The 19,809-nt window shown below is 44.2% G+C and carries 18 protein-coding genes; 8 read left to right on the forward strand and 10 right to left on the reverse strand.

The annotated features are described in order from the left end of the window. Window position 1 precedes the first annotated feature (1 nt). Genes ACRRSW_RS10570 through ACRRSW_RS10580 form a run of 3 tightly spaced genes read right to left on the reverse strand, consistent with a single transcriptional unit; the run spans window position 2 to window position 2,467 of the window. Complete coding sequence (locus ACRRSW_RS10570) at window positions 2-748, reverse strand: 5-oxoprolinase subunit PxpA (RefSeq protein ID WP_432453259.1); 747 nt, start codon at window positions 746-748, stop codon at window positions 2-4. A gap of 37 nt (window positions 749-785) precedes the next feature. Further along, complete coding sequence (locus ACRRSW_RS10575; RefSeq protein WP_432459326.1) at window positions 786-1,685, reverse strand: LysR family transcriptional regulator; 900 nt, start codon at window positions 1,683-1,685, stop codon at window positions 786-788. A gap of 20 nt (window positions 1,686-1,705) precedes the next feature. Next, window positions 1,706-2,467 carry a YciK family oxidoreductase gene (locus tag ACRRSW_RS10580; RefSeq protein WP_432453257.1) on the reverse strand — a complete coding sequence of 254 codons (762 nt, stop codon included), beginning with the start codon at window positions 2,465-2,467 and terminating at the stop codon, window positions 1,706-1,708. A gap of 148 nt (window positions 2,468-2,615) precedes the next feature. On the opposite strand from ACRRSW_RS10580, the gene ACRRSW_RS10585 reads away from it, so the two are divergent. Together ACRRSW_RS10585 and sohB are read left to right on the forward strand one after the other, a co-directional pair. After that, complete coding sequence (locus ACRRSW_RS10585) at window positions 2,616-5,072, forward strand: VolA/Pla-1 family phospholipase (RefSeq protein WP_432459327.1); 2,457 nt, start codon at window positions 2,616-2,618, stop codon at window positions 5,070-5,072. 107 nt (window positions 5,073-5,179) lie between these two features. Further along, entirely contained in the window at window positions 5,180-6,205 is a 1,026-nt protein-coding gene (gene sohB, locus ACRRSW_RS10590) for a protease SohB (protein ID WP_432453255.1), read from the forward strand. A 122-nt stretch (window positions 6,206-6,327) separates the two neighbouring features. On the opposite strand, the gene astB is transcribed toward sohB, so the two are convergent. Then, complete coding sequence (astB, locus tag ACRRSW_RS10595; RefSeq protein WP_432453254.1) at window positions 6,328-7,668, reverse strand: N-succinylarginine dihydrolase; 1,341 nt, start codon at window positions 7,666-7,668, stop codon at window positions 6,328-6,330. 300 nt (window positions 7,669-7,968) lie between these two features. On the opposite strand from astB, the gene topA reads away from it, so the two are divergent. Continuing rightward, the gene (gene topA, locus ACRRSW_RS10600; RefSeq protein ID WP_432453253.1) at window positions 7,969-10,611 is read left to right on the forward strand and encodes a type I DNA topoisomerase; all 2,643 of its coding nucleotides are present in this window, start codon (window positions 7,969-7,971) and stop codon (window positions 10,609-10,611) included. A gap of 72 nt (window positions 10,612-10,683) precedes the next feature. Here topA and ACRRSW_RS10605 read toward each other — a convergent pair whose 3' ends face one another. The 3 genes from ACRRSW_RS10605 to ACRRSW_RS10615 form a co-directional block, all read right to left on the reverse strand. Next, window positions 10,684-11,640 (reverse strand): methylenetetrahydrofolate reductase, encoded by a 957-nt coding sequence (locus tag ACRRSW_RS10605; RefSeq protein ID WP_432459328.1) that lies wholly within the window; start codon window positions 11,638-11,640, stop codon window positions 10,684-10,686. Between the two features lie 98 nt (window positions 11,641-11,738). Beyond that, window positions 11,739-12,506 carry a DNA repair protein gene (locus tag ACRRSW_RS10610; RefSeq protein ID WP_432453251.1) on the reverse strand — a complete coding sequence of 256 codons (768 nt, stop codon included), beginning with the start codon at window positions 12,504-12,506 and terminating at the stop codon, window positions 11,739-11,741. 33 nt (window positions 12,507-12,539) lie between these two features. Continuing rightward, window positions 12,540-13,232 (reverse strand): sensor histidine kinase, encoded by a 693-nt coding sequence (locus ACRRSW_RS10615; protein WP_432459329.1) that lies wholly within the window; start codon window positions 13,230-13,232, stop codon window positions 12,540-12,542. Window positions 13,233-13,482: 250 nt separating this feature from the next. Between ACRRSW_RS10615 and ACRRSW_RS10620 the strand changes: the two genes are divergently transcribed. The 4 genes from ACRRSW_RS10620 to ACRRSW_RS10635 all read left to right on the forward strand — a co-directional run bounded on the left by ACRRSW_RS10620 (window position 13,483) and on the right by ACRRSW_RS10635 (window position 16,811). Next, on the forward strand, window positions 13,483-14,493 hold the full coding sequence (locus tag ACRRSW_RS10620; RefSeq protein WP_432459330.1) for a DUF2817 domain-containing protein: 1,011 nt from the start codon (window positions 13,483-13,485) through the stop codon (window positions 14,491-14,493). Window positions 14,494-14,537: 44 nt separating this feature from the next. Further along, window positions 14,538-15,281, forward strand: coding sequence for an alpha/beta fold hydrolase (locus ACRRSW_RS10625; protein WP_432459331.1), 744 nt, complete (start codon window positions 14,538-14,540; stop codon window positions 15,279-15,281). 51 nt (window positions 15,282-15,332) lie between these two features. Then, window positions 15,333-15,899, forward strand: a complete 567-nt coding sequence (locus tag ACRRSW_RS10630) for a hypothetical protein (protein WP_432459332.1) — start codon at window positions 15,333-15,335, stop codon at window positions 15,897-15,899. A gap of 90 nt (window positions 15,900-15,989) precedes the next feature. Further along, entirely contained in the window at window positions 15,990-16,811 is an 822-nt protein-coding gene (locus tag ACRRSW_RS10635) for a lipase family protein (RefSeq protein WP_432453246.1), read from the forward strand. 18 nt (window positions 16,812-16,829) lie between these two features. Here ACRRSW_RS10635 and ACRRSW_RS10640 read toward each other — a convergent pair whose 3' ends face one another. Then, complete coding sequence (locus tag ACRRSW_RS10640; protein WP_432459333.1) at window positions 16,830-17,195, reverse strand: hypothetical protein; 366 nt, start codon at window positions 17,193-17,195, stop codon at window positions 16,830-16,832. Window positions 17,196-17,454: 259 nt separating this feature from the next. On the opposite strand from ACRRSW_RS10640, the gene ACRRSW_RS10645 reads away from it, so the two are divergent. Then, on the forward strand, window positions 17,455-17,622 hold the full coding sequence (locus tag ACRRSW_RS10645; protein ID WP_432453244.1) for a hypothetical protein: 168 nt from the start codon (window positions 17,455-17,457) through the stop codon (window positions 17,620-17,622). A gap of 12 nt (window positions 17,623-17,634) precedes the next feature. On the opposite strand, the gene ACRRSW_RS10650 is transcribed toward ACRRSW_RS10645, so the two are convergent. Then, the gene (locus tag ACRRSW_RS10650) at window positions 17,635-18,576 is read right to left on the reverse strand and encodes a YeiH family protein (RefSeq protein WP_432459334.1); all 942 of its coding nucleotides are present in this window, start codon (window positions 18,574-18,576) and stop codon (window positions 17,635-17,637) included. Between the two features lie 181 nt (window positions 18,577-18,757). Next, window positions 18,758-19,672: a patatin-like phospholipase RssA gene (gene rssA / locus ACRRSW_RS10655; RefSeq protein WP_432453242.1), complete on the reverse strand. Its 915-nt coding sequence runs from the start codon at window positions 19,670-19,672 to the stop codon at window positions 18,758-18,760. Between the last annotated feature and the right edge of the window lie 137 nt (window positions 19,673-19,809).

Genomic DNA, 19,809 nt, shown 5'->3' on the forward strand with positions numbered 1-19,809 from the left:
TTTAGAGGCTCTTTGTTTGTGGATCTAGGATTTGTTTAATCAATTTTATTTGCGCAACTGCCGCTGCGTTGTCGCCATGTACGCAGAGGGTGTCTGCGCTAATATTTAGGCGACTGCCATCACTACAGATGACTTGTTGTTGCTGCTGCAGTAAGTTCACTTGAGCCAATAAGTCATTGGGCTGGCTGAGCACCGCACCGTCTAGTTCTCGAGACTGCAGCTGACCATTGGCCAAATAGCGGCGGTCACAAAAAGCCTCTTTGATTAAGCCAACTTGATATTGCTCCGCTAAACGGCTGACAAAACCAGTGCTTAAACTGGCCGATACCATGAGTTTAATTTCGCCTTCTAAACTAGCGACAGCCTTGAGCACCGCCTCAAATATCTGGGCTGAACAATGCATGTCGTTATACAGCGCGCCGTGAGGTTTCACATAGTGGATCTGAGTTGCTTGGTAACGGCATAGCGCTTGTAAACCTCCTATTTGAGCGAGAATGATTTGGCTTAATTGCTCGGGTTGGTAGGCGATGGTTCGACGACCAAACCCAGCGATATCGGCATAACTCGGATGCGCACCAATTTGTACTTGATGCTGTTTAGCTAAAGCAATGGTTTGACTCATGACATGAGGGTCTGAAGCATGTCCGCCACAAGCAATGTTTGCCATGTCGATAAAGGGCATGGCTAGCTCATCGGCGCCCATTTTCCATACACCATAGCTTTCACCCATATCGCAGTTTAATCGCATCTTGACTCCATATTGAGGTTTAAGAGCTGGTTCATCTCTAACGCTGTTTGCTGCATTGTAGTAGTATCTTCGCAAAGTGTTGTCCAGCTGGGCCCAATTGCTCTGGTCGACATATCACTAAATAGGTCACTAAGGTTTTGGCAGCGCCTCCTAGGATATTAAGTTCTACTAAACTTTCATCTTCCAAGTAAGGCGCGACGATATGATCGGGTAACCAAGCGAAACCTAAGCCTTGGTTGAGAACTTCCAGTACTTGGCTAAATCCGCTAAAGGTCCAGCGTTGTTCGGCGCGTAACCAACCACGATCGAGGTGAGGATGACTTCCTGTATCTCTAACCACCAATTGCAGGTGCTGTACTACTTCGTTAATGGATACCGATGCCGCTATTTTTGCCAGTGGATGATTACGTTGTACCACTGGCAGCATCGTGACAGTACCAAATTTCTCGCCAAGTACTCCTTGCGGGAGGATCGGCGTAATCACCATGTCGACAGAATGATCATAAATGGCTTCGTCCGAACCACCTAATACGTTATCCAGCAATTCGATACGAGTGCCTCGACTGTCAGGCAGAAATGCCTTCAGGGCTTTGATCACTGGTGCTTTAGATTGCACGGCGTCGCAGCTTACACTTAGTTTAGGTTCCCAGCCTTGCTCTAGGCTTGCCGCCAGAACTTCCAGCTCTTGAATGTTTTGGCTGAGCAACTTACTACGTCGCAGCATGACTTCACCAATAGGGGTTAAGTAGGCTTTGCGACCTTTTACTTCGAGTAACTGTACGCCTAATAAACCTTGCAGTTTACTCACCGCATGATTGAGCGAAGATTGACTTTTATTCAATTGACTCGCAGCTTGGGCATAACCGCCATAGTCAACAACAGCTTGGAAGATCCGCCATTGTTCCAAGGTGCTTTTTGCGCGAAAAGGAGGGATCATAGGCAATCCGTTGCTATCAATTACTTGGCTTGGGCATCGATACTTTTGCCAGTAACACCGATGCTGGCGTCACTTAATAAGTATAAATAACTCGGCATGATATCGAGTGGCGTTTTTAAGCTTTTTGGATCTTCTCCGGGATAAGCGCTGGCCCGCATCAGGGTGCGAGTGGCTCCTGGATTGATGCAGTTGCAGCGCAAAGCGCTTTGTTCGAACTCATCGGCAATGACTTGCGACATCCCTTCAATGGCGAACTTTGAGATACTATAAGCCCCCCAGTAAGCACGGCCTTTTTTACCAACACCGGATGATGTAAATACCAAGGACGCATTTTGACTTTTCAGCATCAATGGGATCAACGCTTGACTCAGTAAAAATTGCGATTTTAGATTGACTTGCATTAGTTGATCCCAAAGATCTTCATCAATTTGTAGATATTGGCTTAATACCCCAAGATTGGCGGCGTTAAGCAATGCACCGTCTAAACGGCCAAATTGTGATTCTATGGTGGCAACCATATCGAGGTAATTCTGTTGGCTTGCACCTTTCAGATCTAAAGGAATAATCGCTGGCTGCGGACCGCCTAAAGCTTCGATTTCGTCATAAACCGCTTCTAGTTTTTTTACTGTTCGCCCGAGCAAAATTACGGTCGCGCCATGTTCGGCAAAACTTAAGGCTGCTTGGCGGCCAATCCCGTCTCCGGCACCGGTGACGAGAATGACTTTGTCATTCAATTCATGCTGACTCGCCTGAAATTGTTGAGGAAAGATTTCCTTGCTCATGTTTGATTCCTGTAGATGTGCGACAGCGCACAAATATTACTCAATAGTTAAACAACTGTTTATTCATCTGGTTAGACCTGTTGCAAAAATGTTAAGCGGTGTTTATGGTGCTGTTGTGAACCATTACTATTAAAAGGAATTTGCGAATATGCGTTTGTCCCGAATAGCAACAACGATTACTTTATTTGCGTCAGTATCTCTGGCGGGCTGCGGTGGCAACTCGCCATTAGATTTTGCAGATGATAGCACGGCCCAAGTCCCCAACTCAGTAAAAATTCGCTTCAATCCTCTGACCGGCGATGTCTCAACGCCCAATAACTTACTATTTAGCGGCAGCTTAGATGGGACCATTAATTTACCGAGTGAAGCTGAAATTGTGAGTACTTCAGAATACCGAGATATTACTCAGGTGTTAGGCGCATTAGACGGTTGGCAAACCAGCGTACCATTTAGGATCCCGCTGGGTTACGGTGACAATGAGGATGATTATAACAACAAAATTGATGTACAACTTGATAATGCCAGTTTTGCCGATGGGCTGTTGTTATTTAAAGTGAGGGCTTCAGGTTTTGCCGATGATTGTAGTGATGTGAGCGAAAATGGTGGCAGTTTTGTGGCTGGTCAAACTTGTCGCATCGACCAGCAGTTGGTTTACGGGGAAGACTATACCGTTAATTTTGCTGATGGTGAACTGGTAGTCGTACCACTGAAACCTTTCGCCCCCGCGAGTTCTTATATGGTGGTGGTGAGCGAGCAATTGTACGATGAGAATGGACGTTCTGTGGACGCTGGGACGGGTTATTCCTTGTTAAGTGAAGTACCAAAGGCTGAAGATAGTGCGACCGTTCAGTCGCTGAAGAGCTTAACCAATTGGAATAATGCTTTGCTCGCTGCGCGAGGCGTTGAAGGTACAATCAGTTATACGGCAGTATTTACCACCCAGTCTGTTAACCCGGTATTAAGTAGTTTGCAACAGGTATATGGCGGCATGGCGCTGATGGGGCAATTATCATTGTCATCCTTAGTGGATACTGGCAGTACCGCGCAAGATGTTGCCAACACGGTATTAGGGGCCAGCCAGCCAAGTTTTGCAGCTGCAAAATATTACACATCAAGTTTGACGGTGCCTTATTACTTATCCGATTTAGATCATCCCGATCTTGGGGGTGGCGATGTTAATCAGTGGGCACAAGCCAAAACTGACAGCCCAGTAGCCATACTACAACTGCTGCAAACCAATAGTGACTTTGCCAATCAAGGTAGTACCACAAGTTTTTGGGCGCAAGCTGCCGCTAAAGGTTTTGATGTTACTACTTTTGGGACCTTGGTTGGTGCGGGTGATACGACTCGCGCGGCACAAATGTTAGCGCAAGCTGATTTGTCGGGACTGACTTATATCGAAAATGGGAATACGAAGTTGGTTGACGTTCATCATCATCTAACCGCCTATAACCCTTTACCGAAAACTCGTAGCATGGCCAACCTTAAGGTTGATGTATATCTGCCCGATACCAAGCTATTGACTAACCTAACTATGCCTGCCAATGGTTGGCCGGTGGTCATGTTCCAACATGGCATTACCACTTTGAAAGAAACGGCGGCAGGTATTGCTGCTGGGTATGCGGCACAAGGCTATGCTGTGGTGGCGATTGATTTGCCATATCATGGTAGCCGAGCCATTGATTTAGATGGGGATGGTCAGCCAGACCTAAGTGCTAATCTTGATGCTCAAGTGTTTGCCAATCTCAGTAGTTTTTTGAGTATTAGGGAAAACTTGCGTCAGTCGAGTGCCGATATTTTGGCATTGAGGGCCGCTTTACAAGCCACTACCGCGCCTGCTGAATTAGATGGCAGTAAGGTGCATTTTGTAGGGCAATCTTTGGGTTCGGTTGTTGGGATCCCAGTTGCTGCATTGGCGAAAATAGTGACCGTGAATGGAATGGATGTTGATTATCGCTTAGACAGTGCCGCACTTAGTGTACCGGGTGGAGGACTTGCTGGAGTGTTTTTGTATTCCCCTAGTTTTGGACCAGCAGTGGAAGCTGGTTTGAAAGCGAACACTGGTTATCTAGCTCTGGTTGCTGCGGGTTTAGGTTTTGTCGACAACGACAGTGGCACAGCATTAGAGCAATTTGCCGTTTATCAAGCTCGTTACCCTGAGGCGGCGGCACTAGTGATTAATGCCAATTACCCAGCCTTTGCCTCGGTGTTTAGTTCCTTGGCACAAACGGTTGTAGATGGCGCAGATCCGTTAAACTTTAGTCAGAATGGTTTTGCTATGCCAGTGTTACTGCACGAAGTGGTGGGGGATGGCAGTAGCGAAAGTGGTGACCAAACCATTCCCAATCGCGTAGCTGGACTACCGTTAATTGGTACCGAGCCGTTAATTTCAGCGATGGGTTTAGAGGGGACAGAGGTGACCTCCGCAGGCAGTTATGCAGTTCGATTTAGTCAAGGCGCGCATGCTTCCTTAATTAGTCCCAGCGCTAGCATAGCCACTACTTTGGAGATGCAAACTCAGTTTGTTAGTTATGCGGTAAGCGCTGATGCCGGGAATGCCACGGTGGTCGTGAATGATAGCTCAGTGATTGCTGCAACCCAATAGGTCAGTTTATTTGCTACTAGGCCTGCATTGTGCAGGCCTTTTTTGTTACTTGGCTCGTGATTCAAGCTATGGTACTAATAGCTGCTTGAATTGATGAGGGTAAAAGTTTGGATTTCTTGATTGAATTTGGTTTGTTTTTTGCCAAGGCGATAACTATTGTTATCGCCATTATTGCGGTTGTTGTGGTTATTGTGGCGGCTTCCGTTAAGAATAAGCATAAGAGTGGTGAGTTAGAGCTGAAAGATCTGAGTGAGCGTCATCATCAGATCGAGGATCATTTGAATGACTCGCTAATGAATAAAGAACAGCTTAAACAGTATAAAAAACAGCAGAAACAGCAACAAAAAGCCGATAAAAAAAATACCGCAGAGCAGTCAAAACCACGCTTATTTGTGATTGACTTTAAAGGCAGTATCGATGCGAAGGAGGTTGCTAGCCTCCGCGAAGAAGTCACCGCAGTGTTAATTACCGCCAAGCAAGACGATGAAGTGTTGGTTCGGCTTGAAAGTGGTGGTGGTATGGTGCATGGCTATGGCTTAGCGGCATCTCAGCTGAAGCGACTCAAGGCGAAAGGGATTAAACTGACCATTGCCGTTGATAAGGTTGCGGCGAGTGGAGGATATATGATGGCTTGTATTGCCGACCAGATCATCGCTGCTCCGTTTGCGATTGTCGGCTCTATTGGGGTTATCGCTCAAATTCCTAACTTTAATAAAGTCTTAAAAAACCATGACATTGAATTTGAACAACTGACTGCCGGTGAGTTCAAGCGCACCTTGACCATGTTTGGTGAAAATACCGATGAGGCTCGTGCTAAATTTAAAGCGGAGTTGGAAGAAACTCACATCCTATTTAAAGATTTTGTACAAGAGTTTCGTCCACAACTTGATATTGCCAAGGTTGCGACGGGTGAGCATTGGTATGGTACTCAAGCCTATGGTTTGAAGCTTATCGATCAGGTGAGCACCAGTGATGACTACTTGATGCAACACTATGCCGACAAGCAAGTCGTTCAGTTTAAATATCACGGCAAGAAAAAGTTGGCGGAAAAATTAAGTCAAGCAGCTAGTCTCGGGGTAGAGCGAGGCATGATGAAACTGCTGCAATCGCAATCTTGGGATTGGACGAAATAAATTAAGAGGATGTAAAATATTAAGCCTGATCATGTTCATCAGGCTTTTTTGTGTCTTAATTAATCAGTAAGCTAGCTTACGGTTGTAATCACTGTATTAACGTATTGTTTTATTGGTTCTTTTTAGGCTTGTTGGAAAGGATAAATGGATCCAAGCTGAAGAATTTGGGTGAGTTCATCCAGGGCGGTGTTCACCTCGGTGATCAGTTGTGGATCTCGTAGATCATCAAATCTTAAGCTATCTCGGTAGTGTTTATCAATCCAGCAGTTAAGCGTGTTAAACAGTTGCTCATTGAGCAGAGTATGCTGATTCACCGCCGCTAGTTCCATGTCATTAAGGGCGACCCTTAAGCGTAAACAGGCTGGGCCGCCACCGTTACTCATACTCTGTTTTACATCGAAATAATGCACCTGCTTGATCGGCGTGTTGCGAGTCACTAAGTTCTCAAGGTAACGACGAACTGAATCGGATTCTTGGCAGTTTGTTGGGGCGATAATTGCCATTTCTCCAGGCGCAGTGGTAATAATTTGAGTATTAAATAAGTAACTCTTTATCGCCTCACTCACAGAGACTTCTTGATCGTTAACTTCAATAAAATGGAGCTTATCTTCGCCGAAATAATGCTGAATACGCTGAATTTCTTGTTGTGAGTTTAAAAATGCCTGTTGATGATAAAACAGTACATTTTGGTTCCCGACGGCAATCACATCATTATGAAATACGCCTTGATCTATCACCGCTGGATTTTGCTGAATAAACATTGCGGTATCGTTATCTAAACCATGTAAACGGGCGACAGCCTGACTGGCCTCAAGAGTTTGTCGAGCAGGGAATTTACTTGGAGCCACTTGCTGACTATTGGCGGCACTGCGCCCATAGACAAATAGCTCAAGACCTGCCTTACCGTAATTGCTACACAGGCGAGTGTGGTTTGCTGCACCTTCGTCGCCATAGTAATCATTTTCTGGTAGATGTTGGTGATGTTCGAAGTATTTAGGATTCGCAAATACTGCTTTTAAGATGTTGCCTGTCACTCCGGGCTCAATAGAACGGTGTAGTTTATTGGTTAAGTTTGCGGGGGTGAAATGTACTTTACCATTGCCAGTATCGGCGCTTGGTGAAACCGTGGCTGCATTGGCGGTCCACATGCTGGAGGCTGAATAGCTGGCGAGTAGGGCATCTGGTGCTTTCGCAGCGGCTTGCTGCAACAGTTGGCTGTCGTTACCAGTAAATCCGATCCGACGAAGTAAGTTAAGATCGGGGCGTTGTTGTGGCGCGAGTACGCCTTGGTACAGTCCTAGGTCATGCAAGGCTTTCATTTTTAATAAGCCTTGCTTGGCTGCTTGCTGCGGGTTCGATGCATTTTGAGCATTAGAAAGGGAGGCCACGTTACCGAATGACAGTCCTGCATAGTTGTGGGTAGGGCCCACTAAACCGTCAAAATTAACTTCGAAGTGTTTCATAATATTCCTTTCAGTACGCTCATCAAAAATGAGTTATCTTTTATTGAAAATTTTTATAGTAATGGTTATTTATATTGGCATATAAAGAAAATCAAGCGTATAACTCTACGCGATTACGAGACTTTCAGATGTTATCAGTTTGTTTTTAGCTGGTCGAGTGCTTAATTATTCACCCAATAAACCAAAGAATTAAAAAAGTTATTGACCTATGCTGAGTCTCGAGCAATTTTAAAAAGAACACACTGTCTGCTACTCTCCGTACAAAGATAATTGACGGACTTAATCGGTAATAAGAAGAATATGAGTAAATCACTGGTCATCGTGGAATCACCAGCCAAAGCAAAAACGATTAATAAATACTTAGGCCGCCAATACGTGGTGAAGTCGAGTGTCGGCCACATTCGTGATTTGCCCAGTAGCGGCAGTAACACCAATAAAAAGAAGGCGGCACCGATTTCTACCAAAGGCTTAAGCGCAGAAGAAAAAGCCAAATTAAAGCAAGCAAAAGACAAAAAGGCTTTAGTGTCTAGGATGGGCGTTGACCCGGAGAAAGATTGGCAAGCTAATTACCAAATTCTTCCTGGCAAAGAAAAAGTTGTTAATGAGCTTAAAACCCTCGCCGAAAATGCCGACACCATTTATCTCGCGACCGATTTAGACCGCGAAGGAGAGGCGATTGCTTGGCACTTAAAAGAAATTATTGGGGGTGACGACAGCCGCTTTAAGCGAGTTGTATTTAACGAAATCACCAAGTCTGCGATTCAAGATGCCTTCTCTCAGCCCAGTGAACTGAATATGGATCGAGTGAATGCCCAACAAGCCCGCCGTTTTCTTGACCGAGTGGTTGGCTATATGGTTTCTCCATTGTTGTGGAAAAAGATTGCTCGTGGCTTATCGGCGGGTCGAGTGCAGTCAGTCGCGGTTCGGCTTGTGGTGGAGAAGGAGCGTGAAATTAAAGCTTTTGTCCCAGAAGAGTATTGGGACATTCATGCTGACTTAGCCACCCAACAAGCGAAAAACTTTCGTCTTGAAGTTGTCAAAGAAAATGGCCAGCCCTTTAAGCCTGTTACTCAACAACAAGCCTCTACGGCAGTAAGTAGTTTAAAAACAGCGGCTTATAAAGTTGCTAAGCGTGAAGATAAACCGACTCGTTCTAAGCCAAAAGCTCCCTACATAACCTCGACCTTGCAGCAGGCAGCGAGTACTCGCCTTGGATTTGGTGTGAAAAGAACGATGATGTTGGCTCAGCGGCTCTATGAAGCGGGTTACATCACCTATATGCGTACTGACTCAACAAACTTGAGCAACGACGCTGTGGAGGCTGGTAGGGCCTATATCGTCGATAATTACGGGGCAGATTATCTTCCTGAAAATCCTTTGCGTTATTCTAGCAAGCAAGGAGCCCAGGAAGCACACGAAGCGATTAGACCTTCGGATGTGAACGTCTTAGGGAACCATATCGATGGTGTGGATGCTGATGCGAAGAAACTTTACGATCTTATATGGCGTCAATTTGTCGCTTGTCAGATGACCGATGCGCAATATGACGCAACCACTGTTACAGTGAGTGCGGGTCAGTTTGAGTTGCGAGCGAAGGGTAAAATATTACGTTTTGACGGTTGGACGCGAGTACAACCGGTAGGCAAAGCTAAAAAAGATGAAGACGGTGTATTACCAGCGGTTAGCCAAGGTGATGTATTAAACTTGGTTGAGCTTGATTCTAAGCAGCACTTTACTAAACCACCGGCTCGTTTTAACGAAGCTTCCTTAGTCCGTGAGTTGGAAAAACGTGGTATTGGACGGCCCTCAACTTATGCATCGATTATTTCCACAATTCAAGATCGGGGCTACGTGCGTACCGAAAGTCGTCGTTTTTATGCGGAGAAAATGGGCGAAATTGTTTCTGAACGGCTATGTGAAAGCTTTGAAAATCTGATGAGCTACGACTTTACCGCTGAAATGGAAGAGCGCTTGGATGAAGTTGCGGATGGTAGCTTTGAATGGAAGCAGGTTCTCAATGAATTTTATAAGAACTTTAAAGGCCAATTAAGCAAGGCTGATGATGATGAGCATGGGATGCGTAGCAATACCCCCGTCATCACTGACATTAGTTGTCCTGATTGTGGACGTCCCATGGGGATCCGTACTGCCAGTACCGGGGTCTTTTTAGGATGCTCTGGTTATGCGCTCCCTCCCAAAGAGCGCTGTAAATGCACCATTAATCTTATCCCCGGAGAAGAAGCGGTCGCGGCGAATGTAGAAGAGCAAGAAACAGAAGCTCTGCGTGCGAAAGAACGTTGTCCAATTTGTGCGACCGCGATGGATAGTTACCTCATCGATGAAACTCGTAAGTTGCATGTCTGTGGTAATAATCCAGATTGTGACGGGTACGTGGTTGAGCAAGGTAGCTTTAAAATCAAAGGTTACGATGGGCCGATTGTTGAGTGTGAGAAATGCGGCAATGATATGCAGTTACGCACCGGCCGTTTTGGTAAGTATATGGCTTGTACCGGTGAAGATTGTAGTAATACTCGTAAGATATTAAAAAGTGGCGAGGTTGCACCTCCACGCGAAGATCCGGTGCATTTGCCTGAGTTACCTTGTGTGAATAGCGATGCCTATTTTGTATTGCGTGACGGGGCTTCAGGGATATTTATGGCGGCGAGTAACTTTCCACGCTCGCGTGAAACTCGAGCGCCGTTGGTTGAAGAGTTGAAACGCTTTAAAGATCGTTTACCCGAGAAGTTTTACTATTTGGCCGATGGCCCAACGGAAGATCCCGATGGGGTCAAAACTTTGGTGCGTTATAGTCGTAAAACCAAAGAGCAATATTTAAGTTCTGAGGTGGAAGGTAAACCAACTGGTTGGCGGGCCTATTTTACCGATAATAAATGGGTGATTGAAGATAAACGTAAGAAGCCAAAAGCGGCGAAGGCGGATTAAATAAAAAAGGAAGCGAGAGCTTCCTTTTTTAATGTTTATTATTGCTGTTTTCGCTCAGAATAACTGCTTATTTCATCGTAATTGTTGTTGTGCTAGCTTCTTATCCATAGTGGCTTTTAGTAATTTGTAGAGCAGGATCGAAGCATCAATTTCTTCTTTGCGGTTGGTGAGACTCTCGATATTTAAACCCAAGGGGATCCCTAAGGGCAAGCAGGTTTCTAAGATCTGCACCAGATTGTTGTAGCAAATTAAAATTGATTCGTTTAGCGGTTTTTCTGCATTGAGAATACGCAAACTAGTGGCTTCTGGAACCGAAATCCCTAACCATTCAATAAACTCAAGGGTTTTAGCACTACCGCAAGGTGAAAAGGTGAGTATGATCCGCTGTGGCTGCTGCTGGTTTTCACGACATTGATGGGCATAGCGGCTTAACATATCGATGGTTGCTTGAGCGTTATACACTGCTTGTGAGACAAAATAGCGGCAGCCTTGTTCCATTTTGTGCAGTAACCTAAGGTGTTCATCCCCTTTCTTCGCATGACGCTCTGCAATGGTCACGCCGCCTAGGTAAAACTCTGGGGCTTGGTTGGCTAAAGCTTGATAAGCGTCCGCTAAGCTCAGCTTTATTTCCGAATTAGCTGCCGGGCTACCTACTAATACTAAGTCACGAATTCCATATTGGTGCCAGGCCTGTTTTAGCCAGTTTACAAACTCAGCTTCATTTCGTTGTGAGACACTCTTATAAGTGATTACCGAACGTTGGCTTTTTTGCATTAATAATTGTGCATATAGCCTTGGGTCATGGGTTTGCATGTAAGGAAAGGGTCTAGGCTTATCAATTCGACTACTCTCATCTTGAATGTCATAAACAATCAAACCGTCATAATCCAGTTCATCAAGACGAGATAATAATTTGTCTGCAATCGCGCTGACTTTTTCTATATCGGTGTTTTTTTTGGGCGGCGTCGTACCAATAAAGTAGACGCCATGGGAGCTATCACTAGAGATTTGTTGCAGTGTTTTGCGCATGATATGTAAAGCTTATAGGAATAATTGGGTTCATTTTCGCATAGCGAAAGCTAAAAATCCCCAGTTGCGAAAGAGATCGCGTTAAAAATCCGCCCGAACTACCATTTTTTCTTGGGCTGGAATAAGACGTCAAGCTCGTCCGTTTCTTTTTCGGCTAAGTCTTGTACTTGTTGTTGACTGGCCGATTTGAGCTTCTCACTCATTTCCGAATTCATCCGTTTCATGTCGGTGAGCTTTTGTTCTAAGTAGGCGTCGCGATCAGAAATGTTACTCAGTGCGGAAATACTTTTGTTGAGTAATTGGCGAGCGCTGCCCCATTGGCGTAGTGCTTGAGCTTCAATGGCGCGTTTTAAGGCGTTCTCGATATTAATTTTTAGTTGCATTAACTCTAATCGGCGATCTTCTAAGACGAATACTTGAGTATTTAAACGGCCCTTGGCGTGTTCTGAGCGAACCACTGCACGAATTTTTTTAACAATTTGAAGCATTTGTAAAGCATCTTTATCGGTATCTGGGGCTCGGAAGGCACTATCGCTGACCTCGCCACCTGAACCTTTGATTTGGCTTAATTGCCCTTTGGTGGCGCGAATACGATTGTTCAAGCCCTTGACTGTTGGATCGGTAGTACGGATATGGTTTAAGGCTTGTAAAATACGAGAGTGTAGGGTTTCCACCAATTCTTTACTGTAGGGAAGAATGGAAGAATGTAATAATAATTCTTCGGTTTCATTGATGATCGCTTTTTGCTTCGCAATGGCTAAGCGACGTTCTGTTTCTTGTTTTTGTTTAAACTGCTGCACCATGTTATAGCCGATGACTAAAAATAGTAGGGTGCCGACGCCGAGCAATATTAAGGTAAATACCATAATTTAACCGAAAAAATATCCTAAATGTTTGTTCTACGGGAGATATAAGCTAAAACGGCTGCCTTCAAGTAAGCCTCCATTATTTAGTTCAATTCTACCTTCTTTACCTGAATTTATGTGTGCTTTAGCGATCAATTTCGCAAAAAACAAACCTAAGCCACTACGATTATTTAAAAAGTCTAAACTTGGTGCTAATTCAGCGTGGGCCAAATCGATAATCTCTTGGGGAAATCCATCGCCGTCATCATCAATTTGAATACATAAGTAGCTATCGGCTTGTTTCGCTGAAATTTTAATTTGTTTTTTAGAGTAGCGTAGTGCGTTTACTACAATATCATTAAGTAGGTAATCTACCAATACGCCGTCGAGATACCAACTTAAACCTTCTTCTACTTCGATTTGCACGCTCATATTAGCCTGCTCGATAAAGGTTTTGTTTTTGTAATAAATGTCATTGAGTAGATCTTCGATATAACACTCCTCAATGGTCATTGGCATTTGTTCTTTTTCGAAGCGATATAAAGCCAACAACTGCATCAAACTGCCATTTAAACGCGATACTTCATAATGAAGTCGCGATAGCTCTTCACTATCTTCGCGACCCAACTGTTTGGAACGAAGAGCGATCGCTTCGGTGGATTGGGTTAACATACACAATGAATTTTTCATATCGTGCACGGCAGTGGCTAACACGGTCGAAAAATCTAGCTGGTTGTGTAGCGGCATCGTCGCTCCTTTTTTATGCTGTCAATACAAGTGTAACTGAAACCAAGCCGCATCCCAAAATGAATCCATGTGAGGGAGAGATTGTCTATTTAAGCTGAGTCTCTTCATTAAACGTTTTACTCTGGATGTATTAGTTCTGAACAGTTTGTGGCTAAATAATTTCGAAAGTTAGGTTTCATGGATGATTGTCATCTTGCTGTCATCACCGTTGGTTAAGTGTAATTCACAAGCCTTCGTGATAGAGATAAAGATGCTAAATCGAGTTCTTTTTCCAGAGATGGAGCAACTACAAGCGTTGTTGGCTCAACATCAACGTATGTTACGGGTGGAGACGATTAGCTCGATAACGTACCAAGGTTTTAATTATCCAGTACAGGCGATTCGTTTAGGGAGCGAAAATAAACGCGACCCTGCGATTTGTTTTGTGGCTGGGGTACATGGTGTGGAGCGTATTGGCAGCCAAGTGGTGTTGTCTTTTATGCATAATTTGTTCACTCGCTTGGCTTGGGATCAGCAGTTGCAAAATTTGCTGTTACATATGCAATTGTTATTTATTCCCATCGTAAATCCAGTGGGGATGTTATTACAGCGGCGAGCCAACGCAGAGGGCGTGGACTTAATGCGAAACTCTCCGGCAGTCGCCGAGTGTGGCGCCACTTGGATGGTTGGTGGGCAACGTTTAAGTGCTCGCCTGCCTTGGTATCGTGGTGCTGTTAATCAACCGATGCAGCAAGAGGCTGCGGCCTTGTGTCAATTTGTTCAGCAGCACTTATATGAACGGCCTTTTAGCTTAGTGCTCGATTGCCATAGTGGTTTTGGTCATGCGGATAGGATCTGGTTTCCCTATGCAAAATCAGCTTCTGAGCCTATCGATGATATTGCTTGGGTTTATCGCCTAAGGGAAATTTTTTTTGCCAGTTACCCACATCAGAATTACTTGTTTGAGCCGCAGACCAAACATTATCGGTGCCACGGTGATCTCTGGGACTATTGCTATCAGCAATCTTTATCAAGGCCCGGCATATTTCTTCCTCTTACTTTAGAAATGGGATCTTGGCGATGGCTCAAGAAAAACCCTTTGCAGGTTTTTAGTGGTTTAGGTTTGTATCATCCAATGAAGCCGCATCGGGTGCAAAGAGTCATGCGGCGACACTTGGTACTGATGGAGTTTTTAATAAATGTGAGTTATTCATGGCAAAGCTTCGATCAGGTCGACGGCTTGGCGTCGGCGAAACATGCAGCGAGGAAACTGTGGTACTAGTATCATCAAACCATCTTGTAAGTCAGTCGGGTAGGGTTATATTATTGCTACGAGGCTTGATCAGAGAACGTCGTCACTGGGGGGATTTTGCGGAACAATTGCAAGCCCAGTTTCCAAACCGGACGGTGTTGAGTTTTAATCTTCCGGGGAATGGTCATTTAGTCCACTTGCGCAGCCCTCGCTCTATTACGGCGATGCGTCAAAGTTTGCGTATACAGCTACGTTTAAGCTCGCTCAATACCGACAAGATTGATGTTGTCGCCATCTCTTTAGGTGGGATGGTTGCCGTTGACTGGCAAGCCCATTTCCCTGAAGAAATAAATTCAATAACTTTGATTAATTCTAGCAACGCCAGCTTTTCTCCTTTTTATCAACGTTTGCGTTGGCAAAGCTTGGGCAAGATTTTGTCGATACTTTTCACGGTTAATCGCTTCCAGCGTCAGCTCAAAATTTTACAGTTAACCAGTTGTGCTCCTATGCAACATTTAGGTGTATTAGCGCGTTGGTTGAGTTGGTCTGAGCAGTATCCGGTGACTTGGCAAAATAGTTTACGGCAGCTTTGGGCAGCCGCTCGGTTTCGTTGTACCGATAAACCTAAAGTGGCTACTTTGCTCCTCAGTAGTCGCCAAGATAAGCTAGTTGATTGCCGTTGTAGTGAGGTATTGGCGACTCATTGGCAATGTGAGCATAAGCAGCATCCAAGTGCTGGTCATGATTTACCGCTAGATGACGCGGAGTGGACGGTGAATCAATTGAGCTCTTGGTTAAGTTTGGTTGACCCAAGCTAGCGGCTCAACTAGCTTGTACTAAGATGCCTTGTGAATATCAACGCCTAAGGAATGATGATGTTGAAATGGATGATTGCTTTTTTGTTGTTTAGTCCTTTTGGTTTCGCGAATCAGCTATCGCTAAAGGTAATCGAAGGTGCTTATCCTTTATTAAGTTTGACAATTGATCAGGCTCAGTCAGTTAAGCTCTCCGCAGATGGTCGCTATAAGATCACCTTACCAACTAGTTCAAGTTGTTTGTCTGATACGTTTCAGCAGTTAAGCGGTCGTTTAGTGGCAGTGCAATTGACCCTAGATCAAATCATTACTCAGCAGTTGCAACAGCTTAGTCAAACTCAGAACTGGCTTGAGTTGTCTTATATGGTTGATTTTCCAAGCTCAGAGCTCGCTTGTTCGACAGCTGAGCTACAGATGATATTTCCGCCATTAACGACTTTTGCTTCGGCCTGGGGAAAATTTGAAGTCAATCAGGGCCGCGGCAGTCAAGCGCTCAGTTTTTTTGTGTTGCATAAATTTGCCAATGATTATCGCTGGCAAGCTGTGTTACCCGAACCCCAGCGAGCACAGCAGTTTTGGCTTGATTATTATGCTCAAATGTCTCGAGACGAGCATAAATAGGCCCTTTTATTATGGGCTTCATCTAACTGTCATATTGTAGACCGAGAGCTGTGGTTCAATAAGGCGAACCATTTTATTGGGATTTACTGTTTGGACTCTTCACTTGCACTTGAAACGAACTTTAAGCTTAAAAAACTAAAGCGTTATCAGTATGAACGTTATGCGGTGCTTTGCCGTCTGGCTTATCCTTCGGCGCTAGGTAAGATGCAAGATCAGTTGGATAACTATCGTTACCAAGAGATATTTGACCGTTGGGGACGCTCAACCACGCGGGTATTGTGGAAACCCGATAAGAGTGAAGTGATTGTGGTATTTCGTGGTTCTACCAATCTATTAGATTGGCTGGTTAATTTGGCTTTTATCCCCAGACGTTATCAGTTTGAGCATGTTTACTACCATGTGCATTGGGGCTATTTACAGTTATTGGAGCAAATGAGTTGTGATCCAAACCGAGGGAAACAGAAGTGCAGTGTCTACCAGCGTCTGGAGTCAGTATTATTGCCACTGATGACACAAGGGAAAAAAATCACTTTGACGGGACATTCCTCTGGCGGTGCAATGGCGGTTTTAGTCGCCGATCGCTTAGAGCGTAAATATCCCAAAAAAGTGAAGCGGGTGGTAACTTTCGGTCAGCCAGCCACCGGACTGTGGAATTTTAAGCGTCACTATAAACTTCATCGTAAAACCTATCGAATCTGTTGTGACTTAGATATTGTGACTTTCTTACCGCCTTTGCCTTTTGTTTACTGGCATGTCGGGAGGATGCTGTGGTTACATGATGAGAAAATATATGAGAATACGCCCACTTGGTATCGAATGTCGAAGTCGCTAATTAGCTGGATGCTGTTGCCTTTTACTTATCATTACATGCGTAAATATATTCGAAATAAAGATTATTTTGACGAGCATTAACTGCAAAAAAGTATTCCATCAGTTCGCATAAGCGCGCGCGGACTTCAGTTGTGCTTTGTTAATCGTGAGGGTCTCGGTTCGAGGCCAGCGGCCACAGAGTATCGTCAGTTCTTGTTCATTTTCTTTATAATAAACGTAACGTTGCCCCTTACCTAAGCTACAACAAATCGCTTGGTCACCTAGATAGCTGATGCTAATAAAGCCCTTCTCAGAATGAATATTTGGACACCAGTCTTTACTATTGCCACCGTGAGTATTGGGTTGTCGTGCACGCAATACCTCGAGTACATCGATGGTATTCACGGGATGAGTAGAAAACCAATTGAGGTATTCTTTAAGGCTAAGCTGCTTTCCATAAAATTCGGCAAGGGTAACTTTTTGCATTTCCAATATCAGTAGGATAATAGCGAGTATTACGATGATGAAAGGAAATAGTATTCTGTAGAGCAATGTTTGAAGCATGTTTCTGCCATTAATTTCAATAATTGCTGACGATTTTAACAAAAACGTGATGTAAGTCTAATATTTGTTACTTTTTGCGTCTGCCTCTCACTTATACCCGAGTGAACTAGCTTATGGATATTCGGAATTTGTTACGGCCTTTGATTGGTTTAAGCTTAGCTTGCTTAAATGAGGAGCCAATATGTTACAGACTCTGTTGTGGATACTTATCCCTTTATTTTTATTACTATCGGTCTTTAGTGGCGAGTTGATGCGTTTGATTTTTGAATCTTTGGCTTTCCTTAGCTTACTGTTGATTTTGGCTAGCAAGCTTAAAGCTAAGGATGAAAAAGCCAGTCATGAAAGCTGAACATCGTCGATGTTAATAATAAGCGAGGATAATCAGTAATGATGCGCTAGCAATGCTAAACCATAGGCTAAGGCCTAATAGTAAGGGTTTCATCCCAGCCGCTTGAATATTTTTTGTGGTAAGCCCATAACCAATGAAAAACAGACAAACCCCGAGTAGTTGTTTCGATACCTTAAATAAACCTTGATAAAGTGACTCAAATATTGGCACATAGTTACTGACCAACATTGCTAAGATATAAAACAAAATGAAGTAAGGTACCGAAAGCTTACCGTCTTTTTCTTTAAATAATACCGCGCTAATTAAGGCCACTGGAATGATCCATAGAGCTCTTGCCAGCTTGACGGTGGTAGCAACGTTTAAGGCTTGGTCTCCATAACTTGCGGCAGCGCCGACTACAGAAGACGTATCATGAATGGCAATCGCCGCCCAGTAACCAAATTGGACTTGGCTGAGGTGAAGTAAGTGTCCTAGCAGTGGAAAGATAAATAAAGCACAAGCGTTGAGAATAAATACGGTGGCTAAGGCTAAGGAAATCTGCTTGCTGTTGGCCTTTATCGCGGGAGAAACCGCGGCAATTGCGCTACCGCCACAAATCGCGGTACCCACAGAAATGAGATAAGCCGTTTTTCGCTCTACTTTTAGCAACTTTGCGACCACAAAACCTAAACATAAGGTAAGGGCGATAGAGCCAACAATTAAACCAAAGCCTGCTTGGGTATATTCAATGGCTTGCTCGATAGAAATGCCAAAGCCAAGGCCAACTACGGAAATGGCTAACAAACGCTTGGTGACTATGCCGATATTTATGTTGTTTGGCGTCAAGCCTAAACTGGCTAAACATGCACCAATAATAAGCGCTCCCGGCCCATTTACCCAAGGGGTTAATACTGATAAAGCAACCGCAATACATAGATAATCATTAGTCGATAAAAGTTTTAATTTGTTCAGCATAACGTGCCCCTAACTGTGAAGTTTTATTATAGAGCACTGATGGTTTAGTTAAATGGCTAATTAAGACCTGAAAAAAAGCAATAATTGACCATTAATAATTGATTTAATAGAAGTTAATTTGTCGTTATCAATATTATTGATTAAAGTAATCAATAATATTCCTAGATCAATATAGCTGTTTTTATCTCAATTCTTCTTCGATATGTGGTTGTAGTAACTCGGTGACTCGCCGTCCTTCTTGAATCGCTTCTTCGGCGCGGTGGAAATCCATCACACTAATACTACCTAATTTAGGGTTTAACAAAATATCCGGTGGATCGCCGGCCATACGGGCCCGGGTAAGGCGCTCTTGCATAATATTAATTGAAGTCGACATAACGCCGATCATTCCCGGTGACCGATCATCATTATTCTGTTTGATGCTTGCCAGCATTGATGTTAAAAATTCTTTACCTCCGCCCAATAAGCGTAAGAAGGGTTGGTCGGGTTCACTAGTGCTATCTTTAAGCTCATCGTCGAAGTTATTGAGGTGAGACTTGTCACTATTTAGGTTGACTGCAATCACCACATCGGCGCCCATGGCTCTGCATAGCGAAACAGGAACGGGATTGACTAAAGCGCCATCCACCAACCATTGATTATTCAGCTGGTAAGGAGCCATTAAGCCTGGCATGGCACAGGAAGAGCGGACCGCATCGCGGACTCGGCCTTGCTGCAGCCACACTTCTTTTCCCGATCCCAACTCTGTTGCAATAGCACCAAAGGGAATACTTAATTGCTCAATATTGCTACGTCCAATATATTGCTCGGCGGCGTTAAATACTTTTTCACCAGTTAATAGCCCCCCTTTATAGAACGAAAAGTCCATAAGGTTGAATACTTGCCAACTAGATAATCCTAGCGCCCAGTTGGTTAATTGGTCGACACGTTGGCACGCATAAGCCGCGCCAACAAGGGCTCCAATGGAGCAGCCTGCGACTAGATGTGGTCGGATCCCCATTTCACGTAATGCCAAAATTACGCCTAAGTGAGCCCATCCTCTGGCGGCTCCACTGCCAAGTGCTAAGCCGATTACTCTGTCTTTTCGTTTGGCCATGGACTACCTCCTCAGGGGTGATGCACATAATAATGACGCGAAACAAGTCGTTTTCACCGTTTTATATTGAGTTAATTGTGCCAATATATGAGGTGATTTGTGTAGCTATTCAATAAACTATTCTATAGCTGATGAAT

The organism is Agarivorans sp. QJM3NY_25 (assembly GCF_050870875.2).
Lineage (GTDB): Bacteria > Pseudomonadota > Gammaproteobacteria > Enterobacterales > Celerinatantimonadaceae > Agarivorans.